The 14,589-nt window shown below is 61.9% G+C and carries 18 protein-coding genes and 1 pseudogene; 8 read left to right on the forward strand and 11 right to left on the reverse strand.

Going from position 1 to position 14,589, the window contains the following annotated elements; genetic code table 11:
• Nucleotides 1–16: 16 nt before the first annotated feature.
• The 3 genes and pseudogenes from I7X09_RS01595 to I7X09_RS01605 all read right to left on the reverse strand — a co-directional run bounded on the left by I7X09_RS01595 (nucleotide 17) and on the right by I7X09_RS01605 (nucleotide 1,947).
• A pseudogene (locus tag I7X09_RS01595) lies at nucleotides 17–822 on the reverse strand (enoyl-CoA hydratase/isomerase family protein).
• Nucleotides 819–1,439 carry a TetR/AcrR family transcriptional regulator gene (locus tag I7X09_RS01600; protein WP_200315239.1) on the reverse strand — a complete coding sequence of 207 codons (621 nt, stop codon included), beginning with the start codon at nucleotides 1,437–1,439 and terminating at the stop codon, nucleotides 819–821. The pseudogene I7X09_RS01595 and the gene I7X09_RS01600 overlap by 4 nt, the downstream one beginning before the upstream one ends.
• Before the next feature lie 46 nt (nucleotides 1,440–1,485).
• On the reverse strand, nucleotides 1,486–1,947 hold the full coding sequence (locus I7X09_RS01605) for a PPOX class F420-dependent oxidoreductase (protein WP_200315241.1): 462 nt from the start codon (nucleotides 1,945–1,947) through the stop codon (nucleotides 1,486–1,488).
• A gap of 121 nt (nucleotides 1,948–2,068) precedes the next feature.
• Between I7X09_RS01605 and I7X09_RS01610 the strand changes: the two genes are divergently transcribed.
• A complete protein-coding gene (locus I7X09_RS01610; RefSeq protein WP_234036771.1) occupies nucleotides 2,069–2,938 on the forward strand; it encodes a PhzF family phenazine biosynthesis protein in 870 nt (289 codons plus the stop codon).
• An 88-nt stretch (nucleotides 2,939–3,026) separates the two neighbouring features.
• Nucleotides 3,027–3,452: a DUF6069 family protein gene (locus tag I7X09_RS01615; RefSeq protein WP_200315245.1), complete on the forward strand. Its 426-nt coding sequence runs from the start codon at nucleotides 3,027–3,029 to the stop codon at nucleotides 3,450–3,452.
• Here the strand turns inward: I7X09_RS01615 and I7X09_RS01620 are convergent.
• The 5 genes from I7X09_RS01620 to I7X09_RS01640 form a co-directional block, all read right to left on the reverse strand.
• A complete protein-coding gene (locus I7X09_RS01620; protein WP_200315247.1) occupies nucleotides 3,449–4,282 on the reverse strand; it encodes a GAF and ANTAR domain-containing protein in 834 nt (277 codons plus the stop codon). The two genes, I7X09_RS01615 and I7X09_RS01620, sit on opposite strands and share 4 nt — an antisense overlap.
• 76 nt (nucleotides 4,283–4,358) lie before the next feature.
• On the reverse strand, nucleotides 4,359–4,928 hold the full coding sequence (locus I7X09_RS01625; RefSeq protein ID WP_021333021.1) for an RNA polymerase sigma factor: 570 nt from the start codon (nucleotides 4,926–4,928) through the stop codon (nucleotides 4,359–4,361).
• Nucleotides 4,929–5,012: 84 nt separating this feature from the next.
• The gene (locus I7X09_RS01630) at nucleotides 5,013–6,524 is read right to left on the reverse strand and encodes a cobyric acid synthase (protein ID WP_200315249.1); all 1,512 of its coding nucleotides are present in this window, start codon (nucleotides 6,522–6,524) and stop codon (nucleotides 5,013–5,015) included.
• A gap of 8 nt (nucleotides 6,525–6,532) precedes the next feature.
• Entirely contained in the window at nucleotides 6,533–7,390 is an 858-nt protein-coding gene (map, locus tag I7X09_RS01635) for a type I methionyl aminopeptidase (RefSeq protein ID WP_095970687.1), read from the reverse strand.
• A gap of 29 nt (nucleotides 7,391–7,419) precedes the next feature.
• A complete protein-coding gene (locus I7X09_RS01640) occupies nucleotides 7,420–8,139 on the reverse strand; it encodes a transglutaminase domain-containing protein (protein ID WP_200315251.1) in 720 nt (239 codons plus the stop codon).
• Between the two features lie 53 nt (nucleotides 8,140–8,192).
• On the opposite strand from I7X09_RS01640, the gene I7X09_RS01645 reads away from it, so the two are divergent.
• The 4 genes from I7X09_RS01645 to I7X09_RS01660 all read left to right on the forward strand — a co-directional run bounded on the left by I7X09_RS01645 (nucleotide 8,193) and on the right by I7X09_RS01660 (nucleotide 10,976).
• The gene (locus I7X09_RS01645) at nucleotides 8,193–8,543 is read left to right on the forward strand and encodes a DMT family transporter (RefSeq protein ID WP_095970689.1); all 351 of its coding nucleotides are present in this window, start codon (nucleotides 8,193–8,195) and stop codon (nucleotides 8,541–8,543) included.
• On the forward strand, nucleotides 8,540–8,866 hold the full coding sequence (locus I7X09_RS01650) for a DMT family transporter (protein ID WP_095970690.1): 327 nt from the start codon (nucleotides 8,540–8,542) through the stop codon (nucleotides 8,864–8,866). The genes I7X09_RS01645 and I7X09_RS01650 overlap by 4 nt, the downstream gene beginning before the upstream one ends.
• 54 nt (nucleotides 8,867–8,920) lie before the next feature.
• Nucleotides 8,921–9,757, forward strand: a complete 837-nt coding sequence (locus I7X09_RS01655; RefSeq protein ID WP_200315253.1) for a helix-turn-helix transcriptional regulator — start codon at nucleotides 8,921–8,923, stop codon at nucleotides 9,755–9,757.
• Nucleotides 9,758–9,899: 142 nt separating this feature from the next.
• A complete protein-coding gene (locus I7X09_RS01660; protein ID WP_234036772.1) occupies nucleotides 9,900–10,976 on the forward strand; it encodes an ABC transporter substrate-binding protein in 1,077 nt (358 codons plus the stop codon).
• A gap of 17 nt (nucleotides 10,977–10,993) precedes the next feature.
• Here I7X09_RS01660 and I7X09_RS01665 read toward each other — a convergent pair whose 3' ends face one another.
• Nucleotides 10,994–11,623, reverse strand: coding sequence for a GNAT family N-acetyltransferase (locus I7X09_RS01665; protein ID WP_200315255.1), 630 nt, complete (start codon nucleotides 11,621–11,623; stop codon nucleotides 10,994–10,996).
• Nucleotides 11,624–11,785: 162 nt separating this feature from the next.
• Here I7X09_RS01665 and I7X09_RS01670 point away from each other — a divergent pair, with 162 nt between their 5' ends.
• Together I7X09_RS01670 and I7X09_RS01675 are read left to right on the forward strand one after the other, a co-directional pair.
• A complete protein-coding gene (locus tag I7X09_RS01670) occupies nucleotides 11,786–12,184 on the forward strand; it encodes a DUF7144 family membrane protein (protein WP_124566273.1) in 399 nt (132 codons plus the stop codon).
• Nucleotides 12,185–12,262: 78 nt separating this feature from the next.
• Nucleotides 12,263–13,708, forward strand: coding sequence for a hypothetical protein (locus tag I7X09_RS01675; protein ID WP_200315257.1), 1,446 nt, complete (start codon nucleotides 12,263–12,265; stop codon nucleotides 13,706–13,708).
• On the opposite strand, the gene I7X09_RS01680 is transcribed toward I7X09_RS01675, so the two are convergent.
• Nucleotides 13,686–14,063 (reverse strand): SHOCT domain-containing protein, encoded by a 378-nt coding sequence (locus tag I7X09_RS01680; RefSeq protein ID WP_095970695.1) that lies wholly within the window; start codon nucleotides 14,061–14,063, stop codon nucleotides 13,686–13,688. The two genes, I7X09_RS01675 and I7X09_RS01680, sit on opposite strands and share 23 nt — an antisense overlap.
• A 132-nt stretch (nucleotides 14,064–14,195) precedes the next feature.
• The gene (locus I7X09_RS29330) at nucleotides 14,196–14,447 is read right to left on the reverse strand and encodes a three-helix bundle dimerization domain-containing protein (RefSeq protein ID WP_124566276.1); all 252 of its coding nucleotides are present in this window, start codon (nucleotides 14,445–14,447) and stop codon (nucleotides 14,196–14,198) included.
• Between the last annotated feature and the right edge of the window lie 142 nt (nucleotides 14,448–14,589).

Consider the following 14,589-nt stretch of genomic DNA (forward strand, 5'->3'; position numbering starts at 1 on the left):
TCCGCGGACTGCCGAGTCATTCCGACGGGATTTCCTGCCACTCGTCGGAAAGATTCGAAACCCATCGAGGTGTGCGCCGTTCCATGAAGGCTCGAACCCCTTCCACCGCGTCGGGTTTCCCATGACGCGTAGATGCAAGTCGGTTTCCATAGCCGCTACTGTCTCTGGTCGATAGCTGCTGCTCTGGCTTTGCCAGAGCAGTTGCTTCGAGAGTGCCACGGACATCGGGGCAGTGTTCGTCGCAATGTCTCGGGCGATCTCCAACGCCGCCGGGAGCACTTCGTCGGCGGGCAGACAGCGGCTACCCAATCCGAGTCCGATTGCCTCGGTTCCGTCGAACGTCCTCCCAGTCAAAAGGATGTCGGCGGCCACAGCCATTCCGGCGATGCGCGGAATCGTCCAATGCGCCATCGCATCCGGCAATACACCGAGGCGAACCTGCGGTATTGCATACTTGGCGTCTGCTGCAAAGATTCTGATATCGGCCTGCATCGCGATGGTGAGGCCGATTCCGATCGCATGTCCGTTCACCGCTGCGATGACCGGCTTTCGCAACTCGAACGCCGGCGGATCCACCGGTGATGACGAAAACTGCTCACCGTCAGGTGAATCGAAGGTGCCGGCGCCGTCGCCAAGATCTGCACCCGCGCAGAATGCTGGTGGCGCACCGGTCAGCACGATCACGCGAACGGAATCGTCTTCGTCGAGCTTTCGGTACGCCTGTCCCAATGCCCGACCCATATGCTTGTTGAAGGCATTGCGTTTGCCAGGCCTGTCGAGGGTCACGACGGCAACGCCGCCGTCCACCGAAACCGAGATCATTGACCCACCGCTTCCGTCCCGACGACGTCGGCCGGATGCGCAGCCAGGACGTACAGAGATCGTGCGAGGGCATCTACAAAGCCGTCCTGACCCTCGAGCCCACGGGTCAGCCCCTGCATTGTCGTCGTTCCGGCCAGCAGATCGAACAAGAACATCGCGTCTGCACCTGCCGGGATCTCACCACGCCTCACCGCGTCGTCCAGCAGATCCTGAAACGCTGCACGAACCGGCGCACCGATAGCCAACAGACGTTGTCGCGCCTCCGCCGTCCGCGAATCGGCAAGCAGGCCAGGAACTCCGGCCCGCGCCGCGGGTCGGGCAGCGCGGACCAGGAAGATGTGCACCCACGTCGTCAGATCCACCCGCAAATCACCGGTCGACCGAGGCAGCGGATGTCCGCCGGGACCATGCACCGCTTCTTCGATCAGGGCTTCCCGTGACGACCAGCGACGGTAGATGGCCGGCGTATTGACACCGGCAGTCCTGGCAATCGCCGAAATGGTCGTCTGCTGATACCCGACTTCGGCCAGCAGTGTGCGAGCTGCAAGCAGCACAGCCTCGTCCTTGTCTGGGTCGCGTGGTCGTCCGATACGGGCGGGAGACTCGGTCTTCGCCATTACATGTTAACTCGTAACGTTATCTCCCTACCTGAACCAACGCAGTTCAGGTACCGGACGGTTTGGGGAGCCTCGTCATTCCGTAGACGTGATCAGCGCGCACCGTGAGGATCTGTCGACGCTCCACAACCATTGCTTCGCGGTACTCCTCCCAATCGGGATGCTCCTGGCCGCTGATGTCCCGGTACAGCTCGACCAGTGCGTCAGACACTTCGTCGTGAGGATCGGCCGCGACGGGTGTCACCACGGCAAGTCCTTCGATCACGGCGTAGCTCCAGAAGTCGGGCGCGCTGACGTGGAGGGAAACCCGCGGATCGCGGATCGCATTTTTACTCTTGGCGCGATCGGCTGTGATGGACACCGAAGCAGTCTTCGACTCGACTTCCCAGCGGTAAATGATGTTGGACAACTGTGGGCGGCCGTCACGCTTGACGGTTGCCAGCACGCCTTGTTTTCCCTGGGCCACGAGTGCGAACAACGCTTCGGCGGTGTCTGTGTCATTGCTCATATCTGCACCAACGACGCCGTGCGGCCGGTTTGTTCCGGAGGCAGTCCAGTTCGAAGATCGCGGACCGCAATCGCGCGATGTCTCTTCCCCCGATGGACGACAGCGGACAAAGATGGTCGACATGGCAATTTCTCACGACATTCTCCGGCTGACTGCGTTCAGCTCGGATCCGGCCGGCGGCAATCCGGCCGGCGTACTGCTCGACGCCCGTGGGCTGGACGACTCCGAATTACAATCTGTTGCAGCTGAAGTCGGGTATGCAGAGACGGCGTTCCTCATCGAACCGGAACTCGGCGGCAATCCGCGTCACAGCCGGATCCGCTACTTCTCCCCTATCGCCGAAGTACCGTTCTGCGGCCATGCCACTATCGCGACGGCCATCGCGCTCACCGAGAGAGACGGCGCCGGCACCTTCACATTCGAGACGCCGATCGGACCGGTATCGATCGACACGGCGACCGACGCGGACGGCAGATCCACCGCCACCTTCACCAGCGTCGAACCGTCGGTCTCGCCGATCGATCACGCGGTGTTGACGGCACTGCTCGGGCTCATCGGCATCGATTCGTCCGCGCTGGACGTACGGTATCCCGCAATGCTCTCGTATGCCGGCAACACTCACCCGATCGTCGCACTACAAGAGCAGGCAGCTTTCGACGAGTTCACATTCGATCCCGAAGCGATGCGAACCCTGATGGACGCCCAGGGTTGGGCCGGCACGGTGACAATCCTGCATCCCCTCGACGACTCCACATTCGAAGCCCGAAATCTGTTTCCGGTGGGAAACATCGTCGAGGATCCCGCAACCGGGTCCGCAGCGGCGTCGACCGGCGGTTACCTGCGCAAACTCGAACCCGCGGCCACTCCGCGGCGGATCACCATCCACCAGGGCCGACACGTCGGGCGTCCCAGCGTGCTCGAGGTCGACATCCCGGTCGACGGCGGTATCGCGGTCACCGGCACCGCAGTGCCCGTCGTCGACGGGCAGTAGTCAACCTCAGCGATGAGTTTCTCCCCGCCGGCGGGTCTATTCACCAGAGCGACGTCACAAGACCATCGCATCGAGCCGGGAGAACACTATGTCTGCAATCGCGTCAACCGCACACAACCTCCACGTCACCAAGCCACGTGCCGTACTCGGCGCCACGGTAATTGCTCTCGTCGTCAATCTGATCCTGTGGTTGATCGGCCTCGCATTGGGCGGATCCTTCGAGATGACAGATCAGGGAAAGCTGGCCGGCGTCGCACCCGGCGGGGTCATCACATTGACGGTCGTGCCGCTGTTGGTCGGTTTGTCGGTCGCAATGTTGATCTCACTGAAGTGGGAGCCGATTGTCCGCATCGCCCAGGTCGTGGGTGCAGTCGTTGCGCTCGGCACCATCGCTTTGACCATTGCCGCAGACTTCGACGCCGCCAGCACGGTCATGCTCGCGCTGATGCACGTGGTTGTCGCCGCGGGCGTCGTCGTCGCGCTCGAGGCTGTACGTCGGTCCCCCTCGAACTAGACAGCGGTAGGCGGCGCCGAATACGTCTCGACGATCTCGGCTGCCACGTCGCGCAACCGGGTATTCGTCGTCTGAGACTGCTTGCGCAGCATGTGAAATGCGGTGTCGGCGTCGATCCGATGGATGGCCATCAGCATGCCTTTGGCCTGTTCGATCGGCGCCCGGGTCTCGAGCGCACGTTGCAAGGCATCAGCCACCGCCTTGGCGGACTTGAAACGAGAGAAGTCGCCGATCGCGCGTGAGACCGTTGTCGTGAGAATCTCCATGACGTCCGCGTCGACGCGATCGAAGGCCGCTGGGGCGCGTCCGTACAGGTTGAACGAACCGAGTCGCTGATCCGGCGTGAAGAGCGGCGCCGCGAGAAAGGACTTGATCCCTTCGTCCTTCGCCGCCGCCGCGAACCGCGGCCAGCGTTCCGCGCTGGTCTCGGCGTCGACGACAACGGTGTCACCGGTTCGAGCGGCGTGCAGACATGGTCCGTCGCCGGCGTCGTATTGCTCGATGTCGACACGCAGAGTCCGCGAATCGGTATGAACGGCGGTGTAGGTCTGCCCGGCCAGATCGATGGTGACGCCGATGCTGTCGGCGCCCTCGATGGCGTCGTTCGCGATTTCGACGGCGCGCTGGAGCAAAACCACGAGTTCGTCCTCGTCGCCGATACTTCCTCCGAGCGCTGCCAGCAACTCCCGGACCGCGCTTGCAGTCAGCCGAGTTTCCGCAGCCTCGACGGCGACGTCAGCACCCGTTGCCGTCGCATCGTCCGGCATTACCGACGGCACCGAATCCTCGGTTCTCGGGTCGAAGCCTCTGGGGTCGAAAGCGGTATCCACGACGAAGCATTCTTCCAGCTACCCGGGCCGTCAGGAGAGTGAGTTCGGTGACAGAACCCGGCAAACCGCCGAGTCGTCATCGCCATCGGTCGAGCGCGAGACCCAGATTCCGCCTCGCCCGAGTGTGTTGGCCACGAACCGCGTCCGGACTCAGTTCCAGGACAACTGCGATCTGTGGATACGTCATGCCCTCCACTTCCCGCAAGACCCAGGCGGCACGCTGACGCAGCGGTAGACGATCGAGTTCGGCTTCAAGAGCGTCGAGAAATGCTGTGCCGCAGACTTCCTCGCTCGGATCGCGCAATCGAGTATCGACTTCGTCCCGAAGTCCGTCCACATCGGCGGCGCAGGAGCCGACTTTTCGATGGACATCCGAGATCTTGCGAGAACAGATCGCGAACAACCAGGTCTTGATGCTCGAGCGCCGCTGAAACCCCGGAAGTTGGCGCCAGGCGGCAACGCAGGTTTCCTGGACGATGTCGTCGACGTCACTCTCACTGGTGACGAGTCGACGGGCAAATCGATACAAGTGCGGGCCGTATCGGCGAACGATGACGTCGAAGGCCGCATGATCGCCGAGCATTGCCGAGTCGACCAGCACCTCGTCACTGAAGTCGGTAAGCAAGCCGTCGAATTGATCTGTCACCGCGCACACTCCTACTAGGGAGCCGTCGCGGGAGTGAGGCCTGGCTATTCTACCGCGTCCACGTCGGCGCCCGCGGGAGTGCTCTCAGACTTCGAGTGCGGACGCGATGACGGGCAGCCCGATCGGCGCGCCTGCGTTGATCAGTTTCTCCACTGCATCCTGATCGAGGTGCTGCTCGACGAGATCAGCGAGGAGGTCGAGTTGTTGTTCTCGTACCGCGGCAACCGAGGTGTCGGGTGCAGCAACAAAGCCGGGAACCGCGATCTCACGCAGCAGGCTGCGCCGAAAGTCGTCACTTTCGAGGAGACCATGCCAGTGGGTTCCTCGAACAGACCCTCGCACACTGCCTTCCGGCACACCGCCCGCGTCCGCCAGCAATGGGCGGTCCCCGTTGCGCACGACGCGTCCGTGATGAATCTCGTACCCCGACACCGAGATACCGTCGGCGGAACCGGTTACCTGCGCCAGCACTTTGTCCGGAGCGAATTCGATGTCGAGGTCCAGCAGACCGAGTCCTGCGGTAGTCCCTGATCCTGATTCGACGTCATCGACGATGGAATTACCCAGCATCTGGTATCCGCCGCAGACTCCCAGTACGGCCTGCCCGCGACCTGCTCGGGCGATGATCTCGTCGGCCAGGCCGGTACGGCGCAGCCACTCGAGATCACTCACGGTGGACTTACTACCGGGGATCACGACCAAGTCTGCGTCGCGAATCCGCGACGGATCGGTCACCCACGAAACTGCCACGCCCGGTTCACATGCCACCGCCTCGACATCCGTCGAGTTGGAGATGCGCGGGAGCCGAACCGCAGCGACGGTGAGCCAGGCCGAGCCGACGGGTGGGCCAGGGCGCCCCACCGGGGCGTTGCCGGTGACGCCAAGCGAATCCTCGGCGTCGAGCCAAAGGTCGTCGGCAAACGGGATCACTCCGAGAGTGGGTCGACCGGTAAGGCTGTGCAGTTGTTCCAGTCCAGGTTCCAACAGTGCAACGTCACCGCGGAATTTGTTGATCACAAATCCCGCGATTAATGCCTGGTCGCTCGGCGAGAGCACAGCAACGGTCCCGAACAGATGGGCCAGGACGCCGCCGCGATCGATGTCACCGACGACGACGACCGGAATCTGCGCAGCCTCCGCCAACCCCATATTCGCGAGATCTGTTGCACGTAAATTGATTTCAGCCGGGGAACCCGCGCCTTCACAAATCACTACGTCGAACTCGGATCGAAGCGATTCGAGATCTTCGGCCACGACGGCGCGAAGCCACTGCCGATGCTGCATGTAATCGCGCGCACCCACCGTGGTCATCGCCTTGCCCCGAACGACCAGTTGCGAAGTGCGATCACTCCCCGGCTTGAGCAGCACCGGATTGAATCGAACACTCGGCTCCAGACCGCACGCTCGTGCTTGAAGAGCCTGCGCACGGCCGATCTCTCCGCCGTCGAGCGTGACCACGGAGTTGTTCGACATGTTCTGTGCCTTGAACGGCGCCACTCGGACGCCTCGACGCGCCAGCATGCGGCACAATCCGGCCACCAGAACGCTCTTGCCGGCGTCGGATGTCGTGCCGGCTACCAGCAGAGCGCCGCGCATCGCCGAACTCAAGGCAGGGTGAGAATCTCTGCACCGGTCTCGGTGACCACCAAGGTGTGCTCGAACTGTGCCGTCCACTTACGGTCCTTGGTGACGACGGTCCAGCCGTCCTCCCAGATCTCGTAGTCGATACCACCGTGGTTGATCATCGGTTCGATCGTGAAGACCATGCCCGGTTCGATGATCGTCTCGACCGCGGGCTCGTCGTAGTGCAGGATCACGAGGCCGTTGTGGAAGGTCTCGCCGATTCCGTGTCCGGTGAAGTCCCGGACGACGCCGTACCCGAACCGATGGGCGTATGACTCGATGACGCGTCCGATCACGTTGAGCGCGCGGCCGGGCTTGACGGCTTTGATGGCCCGCATCGTTGCCTCGTGCGTGCGCTCGACGAGCAAGCGGTTCTCTTCGGACACGTCACCGGCGAGGAACGTCGCATTGGTGTCGCCGTGAACCCCGTTGATGTACGCGGTGACGTCGATATTGACGATGTCTCCGTCCTGGATCACGGTCGAGTCGGGGATTCCGTGGCAGATCACCTCGTTGAGAGACGTGCAGCACGACTTGGGAAAGCTCTTGTATCCCAACGTCGACGGATATGCGCCGTGGTCGAGCATGAACTCGTGTGCGATGCGGTCGAGTTCGTCGGTCGTGACACCGGGAGCGACAGCCTTGCCGGCTTCCTGCAGCGCGCCTGCAGCGATCTTGCTGGCGATGCGCATCGCCTCGATCGTCTCCGGCGTCTGAACCCAGGGCTCGTTGCCCTCTTTGGCGGTCGGCTTCCACGCGTACTCGGGCCGCTCGATCTTCGAGGGCACAGCGAGGACGGGAGAGACGGTTCCAGGGACCAATGGGGTACGCACAGACATGCAGAACAGCCTAGACCTCGCGTCGCGCGTCAGCCGGATGCACTCCAGTTCCGGAAAACAGGATCGACGAGAATTCTGGCGGGGGTCGACATCGTCTGTCCGAACTCCTCGAAGAGATTGTCGCGCGATTCGAAGGTGCCCAGATCACGGTCGACGAATTCGGAGAAGTCCAAGCAATCACACGAAACCGATCCACCCCAGCTGATCGGAGCGCGTCCGATCGCGTCGAACAGTGTTTCCTCGCCGGTGTTCGTGAACGGTTGCACCGATGAGACTGCCGCAGGTGCAACGATCTCGGAGATGTCCTGCCAGCGTCCGTCGATCAGAAATTCCGGCCACGCCAGCAGCACTGACTTCGGAATCACCGCACGTAGATGCCGAAATCGCGGATACCAGAATTCCCCGCGAAGTACGAGACCGCGGACGCGGGTGGCGATACCTCGGCGGCGAGCCAACGCTTCGACGACGGCAAGTCTCTGGCTGCATGATCCGCGCCCTCGACTCAATGTCACCGAGACGGGCTGCCGGTCGTCGAGTCCGTACACCGCCCGAATCGTTGCAGCGACGCTGCGATGCGCCGACACCAGAAACTCCTGCGCCGACTGGATCGCACCTTCTGCAATGTCCTCGTATAGGCGGGCCACGTCGTGGTGGCCCCAGTCGAGAATCGGCGTCGCGGCTGCGTCGCCTCCGGACACATCGTGGCGGATGTCACCGTCGCGGATTCCGCCGAGCAGCACGCACGTCATGTCTCAACCGTAGTGCGCGACCGGAATCCGTGGAGCCTGACAGAATCCGAACCGTGAAGAAATGGCTGCTGTTGATCACCGCGATCCTGACCGAGGTGTCTGCGACTCTGTCGTTGCGCGCCGCCCTCGATCACCCCGCTTGGTACATCGTGGTCGTCGGCGGATATCTCGCGGCATTCACCGCCTTGTCGTTCGTCCTGCGGGAGGGCATGGGACTCGGTGTCGCATACGGAATCTGGGGCGCAACCGGCGTTGTCCTGACCGCCGTGTTCGCAACTTTTCTTTTCGGCGACCCGCTGACAGCAACGATGGGCGTAGGTATTGCCCTGGTCATCGGCGGAGTGCTGTGCGTCGAACTCGGTTCCCAGGTTGCTGCCGACAGCGGGCCGGTGGACCCGGCATGACCTTCCTATTTCTGATCGCTGCAATTATTTCCGAGGTCACCGCGACGTTGTCGCTGCGGATGGCGTCGCAGGACGGCAGCGACAAGCGATGGCTCGCGGTTGTCGCCGTGGGGTACCTCGCCGCTTTCGCTTTCCTCACGCTCGCACTCGACGCGGGCCTGACGATCGGCGTTGCGTACGGCATCTGGACTGCATGTGGGGTGGCGCTGACGGCAATCGCATCCCGCATTCTCTTTCGCGAACCGCTGACCAAGCTCATGATCGTGGGGATCGGCCTTATCGCGGCAGGCGTGCTTCTCATCGAACTCGGTGCGGGCCACTGAGCCCAGCAAACAGGGTGTAAGGTTTACCTAACTTTGCTTTGGAGGTAGTCCGCGGTGCCGATCCCTGCCCTTCGTGAAATCGACGGTGGTCCACACCTGGACGACGGTCCGCACTTACGGGAACCCGAACGCCACACCCCGATGGCGCGCGCCGTCCCGGCGCCGTTTCGACTGACGACGTACATCGTCGAGACCGACCACATCACGCAGTGGCCACAGCACGCTCATGCCGAGCACGAACTCATCTGGTCCGACCGCGGCGTCGTCAACATGATCATCGACAATCAACTCTGGACCGTCACGCCCGGCGTCGGCCTGTGGATCCCTCGCGGGGTCCTCCACGAGGGTCAGGCCAATCCCCACGTCGCATTCCGCGCCACTCTCTTCACCCCCGAGTTGTGGACTCCCGCCTGGAACGAACCGTGCATCGTGACGCTGAGCGAGGCGGCGCGAGTTCTGCTGATCCACCTCGCCCATACCGGAATGCCTGCAGAACAACGCCTTCGGGCTCAGCAGGTCTGCGTCGATCTCCTCACTCCCGCATCGGCCCCGCATTTCGACGTGCCGATCCCCCGCGATCCTCGGCTACGGATACTCGTCGACAAAGTTCTGTCTGATCCCGCGGACGATCGATCACTCGATCAGTGGGCGCACGTTCTCAATCTCAGCCGACGCACGGTCACCCGGATCTTCGCCGCGGAACTCGCCTTGAGCTTTGCGCAGTGGCGCACCCTGGTTCGCATGAGTACGGCCTTGGGAATGCTCGGGACCGGGATGAGTGTGAATGCAGTCAGTCGTCGAGTCGGGTACGGGACGTCGAGTTCGTTCATCGCCGCCTTCCGCAAGACGGTCGGCTACACCCCCGGCAATGCTCTCGCCGCCGTCAACTGACGCAAGCCTGACCTGTTGTCGACATCTGCTGGCCCCTTCGCTACACGGACGCGCCCTACATTCACTTAGGTAAGCCTGCTCTCATGTGCTCGAGGCACTGAGTCGTGCAAGCACTTCCCCGATCAATCCCGAGGAGTTTCGCGTGTTCAGATCTGCCCGTCAGAGAATTCGTCCCCATCGGAGGCGACGAATAGTCGTTGCGCTGATGGTGGCGGCCGCACTGCCTCTGACCGCCTGCACACAGTCGTCGACCGAGACCGAAGGAAACAATTCGTCGGCATCCGCCGTCGAGGACGGCGCGTTTCCCGTCACGATCAAGCACGCATTCGGTGAAACCGTCATCGACAAGGAACCGACCAGGGTCCTCACCCTCGATTCCGCAGCGGCAGACACCGTCATCGCCCTCGGAGTCACCCCGGTAGCGATGCAGAAGGACTCGTGGGCCGGCGACGCCGACGGCTTCCTGCCGTGGACCCGCGCGGAACTCGAGAAGTCGGGCCACACACTGCCCACGCCTGCGCCGTACTACTCCGACAGCGGGGAGCTCCTGTTCGAACAGATACTCAATGTCGCACCCGATCTGATTCTTGCGCCGTATTCCGGTTTCTCCGAGCAGGACTACCAGCGCCTGAGTTCGATCGCCCCGACACTCCCCTACGACACCAAGCCGTACCAGCCGAGTTCGTGGCAGAACCTGGCCACCGATGTCGGCAAGGCTCTCGGTCGCCCCACTCAGACCGCTGCGCTGATCAAGTCCGCGGAGGAAACTGTCCAGGAGTCGAAGGCGAGCCATCCGGAATTCAACGGGGTCACCTTTGCCTTCGGGTCCTACATCCGCGAGGGAGAAACCGAAACCGCCATCTACGGCCCCGACGATCCACGCGTCAAGTTCGTCGAAAACCTTGGGCTCACAGTTGCTCCCGACGTGGTGAACGGCGCCAAGAACTTTGCAGGCGACTCTTTCCTGTTCGGCATCAGCATGGAGAAACTCGACACGATCAACACAGACGTGTATCTCGGATGGGCAAGCGATCAGTCGGAAGTCGACAGCACGTTGGCCAACACTCTGTTCGCGCGGTGGCCGGTCATCGCCAACGGAAAGGACTTGTGGATCACCGACAATCGCCTGACAGCGGCGACCATGTACGTCAGCGTTCTGAGTGTCCCGTGGGCAACCGACGAGCTCGTTCCACAGTTGACCGAACTGGTCGCCAAGTAGCAGCCCACGCGGTCGGATCACGCACCTGAAGGCCACTCACTGCGCAGTGTCGCGAAAACCAGAGTGTCGGTCCATTCGTTCTTGATCCACGCGTTCTGCCGAAAATGTCCCTCTAGCCGCATACCGATACGCTGCGCGAGTCGTGCCGAAGATTCGTTTCTCGAATCCATCTGCGCGATCACGCGGTGCAATCGGGGAGTCGCGAATACATAATCGAGCAGAGCCGTCACCGCTTCCGTCGCGAATCCGCGGCCGCCGAACTCGGGCGAGAACGCCCACCCGAGTTCGGCGGTGCGCTCGGTTTCAGCTGTGCGCTCGGTTTCAGCTGTGCGCTCGGTTTCAGCTGTGCGCTCGGGCTCGTCGACAAGCCACGCACTCACGCTTCCCACAACCTGACCGTCGTATTCGACAACAAGCGCCAGGGCACCGGCCACGAGGTCACGGCGAGAAATCCTGGTCTGCACGGCCTCTCGGGCCGCCGCGAGATCCCAAGGCTCGTTGAACAGGTACCGGCATACGTCGCTGCGCCCGTGGAAGACGAGTAGGTCCCGGTGATCGCCCGGCCGATAGGTGCGAAGTACCAGTCGGTCCGTCCGGATCACCTCAGGTGCAGTCGCCGTCGACCTGCCCACGTCCCCCATATCCATGCCATCACGGTAGGTTCTTTCGAATTCGTAGGCGCGTGAATATCGCGAGGACGAGCAGTGCTCAATGTTTGATTTGCCCCGTGGCGGGCTACTTCACCACCGTAAATGGTCGAAATACGGAGTTATGCCAGGCAATTTCGCACTTGAAATCTAGGGGCGGTCATGTCCGAGGATTCACTGGTCAAACAGGGTGTGGCAAAAGGAAGCGCGCTCGGCGGCGCGGTGCTCCTCGTCACCGTCGGCGTGCTCGAAATTCTCCAAGGCATCTCGGCGATATCCGAGGACGACGTGACAGTCGTCGGCCCCGAATACACCTATCAATTCGACCTCACGTCGTGGGGATGGATCCACCTCGTACTCGGTGTGCTCGTCACCGCGGTCGGAATCATGCTCTTCACCGGCGCGACGTGGGCACGGGTCGGAGCAATAGTCATCTGTTCTCTGTCGATCCTCGCGAACTTCCTCTGGCTACCCCACTCTCCGTGGTGGTCGATCATCATCATCGCGCTCGACGTGTTCGTCATCTGGGCTGTCGCGACATGGAATCCCGACGTGATCTGAGGCGACAGTTTCGGATCCACCTATCAAGTTCGACGTTTTCATCTGTGCGGCAGCAGTTTCCCTCCTGAGAGGAACACGATGGCAAACGGCACGAACGACGGCCCGCTCCACGAGGACGAGCGTGCCGAACTGGCCAGGCTGCGCCAAGAGGTTGCATCGCTTCGCGAGCACACTCCCAGCGCCCGTGAAACGCCCCTCGAACAGGTCCCCCGGCCACCTCGACACGGCCTCCGGTGGACCGCCGTGGTAATTCTGCTCGTGTTGGTCGCGCTACTCGCAGTCTTGTCCGTGACCACGCGCTTCACCCGAAGTCAGATCCTGGACACGGACCGTTACGTCAGCACTGTTGCGCCACTGGGCGAGAATCCCGCCGTGCAGGCCGAGATCACGAATCAGATCACCGACGAGATATTCGATCGTGTCGATGTCGAGGGGCTCACCACCGACGCGCTCACCGCACTGACCGACGTGTCGAACCTTGCAGCCAACGCACCTCGCCTGGACCAAGCTCTCGTGGGGTTGGCCCCGGTGATCGCCGGTCAGGCGAAGAGTTTTGTCCACGACACGGTGGGCTCACTCGTGCGGTCACAACAGTTCGAAGACTTGTGGATTCAGGCGAACAGGTCTGCGCACAACTCCCTCGTCGCGGTCATGACCGGCAACTACGGACCCGACTCCGTCGAAGTCGATCAGAGCGGAACCGTCAGCATTTCGCTGAGCACGATCATCGACAAGGTCAAAACAGTCTTGATCGACCGCGGCTTCGCCTTCGCAGACAAAATCCCCTCCGTGGACAAGGAATTTGTTCTCTTCCAGTCCCCCGAACTCGTGAAGGCACAGCGAGTCGTCTCGGCACTCGACAAGGTCTCAGCAGTGCTGCCATGGATGGGAATCGCTTGCGCGGCAGCCGCTGTCGCCGTTGCTCCAACGGGTCGCAGGCTCCGCGCGCTGTCACTGGTCGGTCTGTCGATTGCGTTGGGAATGCTTGTTCTCGCGATCGGAATTCTCATCGGGCGTGCAATCTACCTCGACAGTGTCCCTACCGATATTCTCTCGCCAGACGCCGCGACTGCCGTCATCGACACAGTTCTGGTGCCACTGCGCACGAGTCTTCGCGCGGTTGCAGTCCTCGGCGTGGTGGTGGGGCTCGGCGCCTACCTGGTCGGTGGGTCGTCGTCGGCAATCGCCGTTCGCCGAGGCTATGGGCAGGCATTGGACTTCGTCCGGCATTCCTCCAGAGGGCGTACGCCGAATCAGGTGGAGCGGTGGGCCAATCAGCTTCGTGTTCCGCTGCGCTGCGCCATCATCGGCATCGCCGCACTGTTGCTGCTCTTCTGGCGCTACCCCACAGGATTGGTCGTGGGTTGGATTGTCTTCATTGCGCTGGTCGCACTCGTAGTTCTCGAAATACTGGTTCGTCCTGCACGCGCCGCCGCGGAGGATGCCAGGCCCGACGACGCCGGAACCGACGACGCCAGGCCTGGGGCAGAAGATACGAAAACTACGCCAGCGCCTTTGCCTTGATTGCCTGGAATTCCTCTTCGTTGATCGCGCCTGAGTCGAGAAGCTCTCTGGCGTCGGCGATCTGCTGAGTCGGCGACTTCCCGGCGACGTTTCGAATGTAATCACTCTGCGCGTGTATGTGCTGCTGAGCGGCCTCCATCGACCGCCGCGTCATTCCGTCGTTCTTGACGACCACGTAGATCATCGCGGACAGGAACGGAATGACGAAGAGAAATATCATCCACAGCGCCTTGGCCCAGCCCGAAGTCTCGTGATCACGGAACAAATCGGTGATGATCGAGAACAACACGCTCAAGTAGGCCACAAAGGCGAAACAGACGAAGATGAACCAGAAGAATTCCCAGAAACCTTCCATGTCAACGCTCCCTGCACTCGGTTTACACATCAGGAGTTCGGGAGGCTGACCTTCCGCGCCTGAACTTCTGCATTCGGCCAGAACTCCCTGGTCCAAGGTCATTTCAGTATGCGCCGACGACTTCCGTTCCGGCTACAGCTCGAGTGAGTCCAGGTTCGCCGAACGCTCGTCCATAATCGAGATCACGATTCTCCGATTCGAGATCTCCTGTCTGGCAGCCTTTTCGACAAGGAGAGGCACGAAGTCACGGATCCGACAGCCCACGAACCGCTGATGAATTGTTCGCACTCTGTTTTCGATCTCCGGTGGAGGAACATTCGGATACCGGGAAATCAGGCGAGTGATCACCCGCTCGACGTGAAGCAACTCTTCGTCGCCAGTCATTCATTAATGGTCGTCCGTCCAGCCGAGCGCGTCAAGACTCGGAAAGGGTTCGAAAACAACACAATTCAGGTACCTCTCGTAGCCAGGCCGACCGATGGGGCACAGTTCGAGACTTCTGACAATTGCGGGGGGATAATCGACG

The sequence above is a fragment of the Rhodococcus sp. P-2 genome, from assembly GCF_016598535.1.
Lineage (GTDB): Bacteria > Actinomycetota > Actinomycetes > Mycobacteriales > Mycobacteriaceae > Rhodococcus_F > Rhodococcus_F baikonurensis.

Excerpts from the sequence above, each read along its gene's own strand:
- I7X09_RS01680 (WP_095970695.1), bottom strand. The coding sequence starts at position 14,063 with ATGGAAGGTTTCTGGGAATTCTTCTGGTTCATCTTCGTCTGTTTCGCC.
- I7X09_RS01605 (WP_200315241.1), bottom strand. The coding sequence starts at position 1,947 with ATGAGCAATGACACAGACACCGCCGAAGCGTTGTTCGCACTCGTGGCC.
- I7X09_RS01615 (WP_200315245.1), top strand. The coding sequence starts at position 3,027 with ATGTCTGCAATCGCGTCAACCGCACACAACCTCCACGTCACCAAGCCA.
- I7X09_RS01630 (WP_200315249.1), bottom strand. The coding sequence starts at position 6,524 with ATGCGCGGCGCTCTGCTGGTAGCCGGCACGACATCCGACGCCGGCAAG.
- I7X09_RS01670 (WP_124566273.1), top strand. The coding sequence starts at position 11,786 with ATGTCCGAGGATTCACTGGTCAAACAGGGTGTGGCAAAAGGAAGCGCG.
- I7X09_RS01600 (WP_200315239.1), bottom strand. The coding sequence starts at position 1,439 with ATGGCGAAGACCGAGTCTCCCGCCCGTATCGGACGACCACGCGACCCA.
- I7X09_RS01610 (WP_234036771.1), top strand. The coding sequence starts at position 2,069 with ATGGCAATTTCTCACGACATTCTCCGGCTGACTGCGTTCAGCTCGGAT.
- I7X09_RS01650 (WP_095970690.1), top strand. The coding sequence starts at position 8,540 with ATGACCTTCCTATTTCTGATCGCTGCAATTATTTCCGAGGTCACCGCG.
- I7X09_RS29330 (WP_124566276.1), bottom strand. The coding sequence starts at position 14,447 with ATGACTGGCGACGAAGAGTTGCTTCACGTCGAGCGGGTGATCACTCGC.
- I7X09_RS01640 (WP_200315251.1), bottom strand. The coding sequence starts at position 8,139 with ATGACGTGCGTGCTGCTCGGCGGAATCCGCGACGGTGACATCCGCCAC.
- I7X09_RS01675 (WP_200315257.1), top strand. The coding sequence starts at position 12,263 with ATGGCAAACGGCACGAACGACGGCCCGCTCCACGAGGACGAGCGTGCC.
- I7X09_RS01665 (WP_200315255.1), bottom strand. The coding sequence starts at position 11,623 with ATGGATATGGGGGACGTGGGCAGGTCGACGGCGACTGCACCTGAGGTG.
- map (WP_095970687.1), bottom strand. The coding sequence starts at position 7,390 with ATGTCTGTGCGTACCCCATTGGTCCCTGGAACCGTCTCTCCCGTCCTC.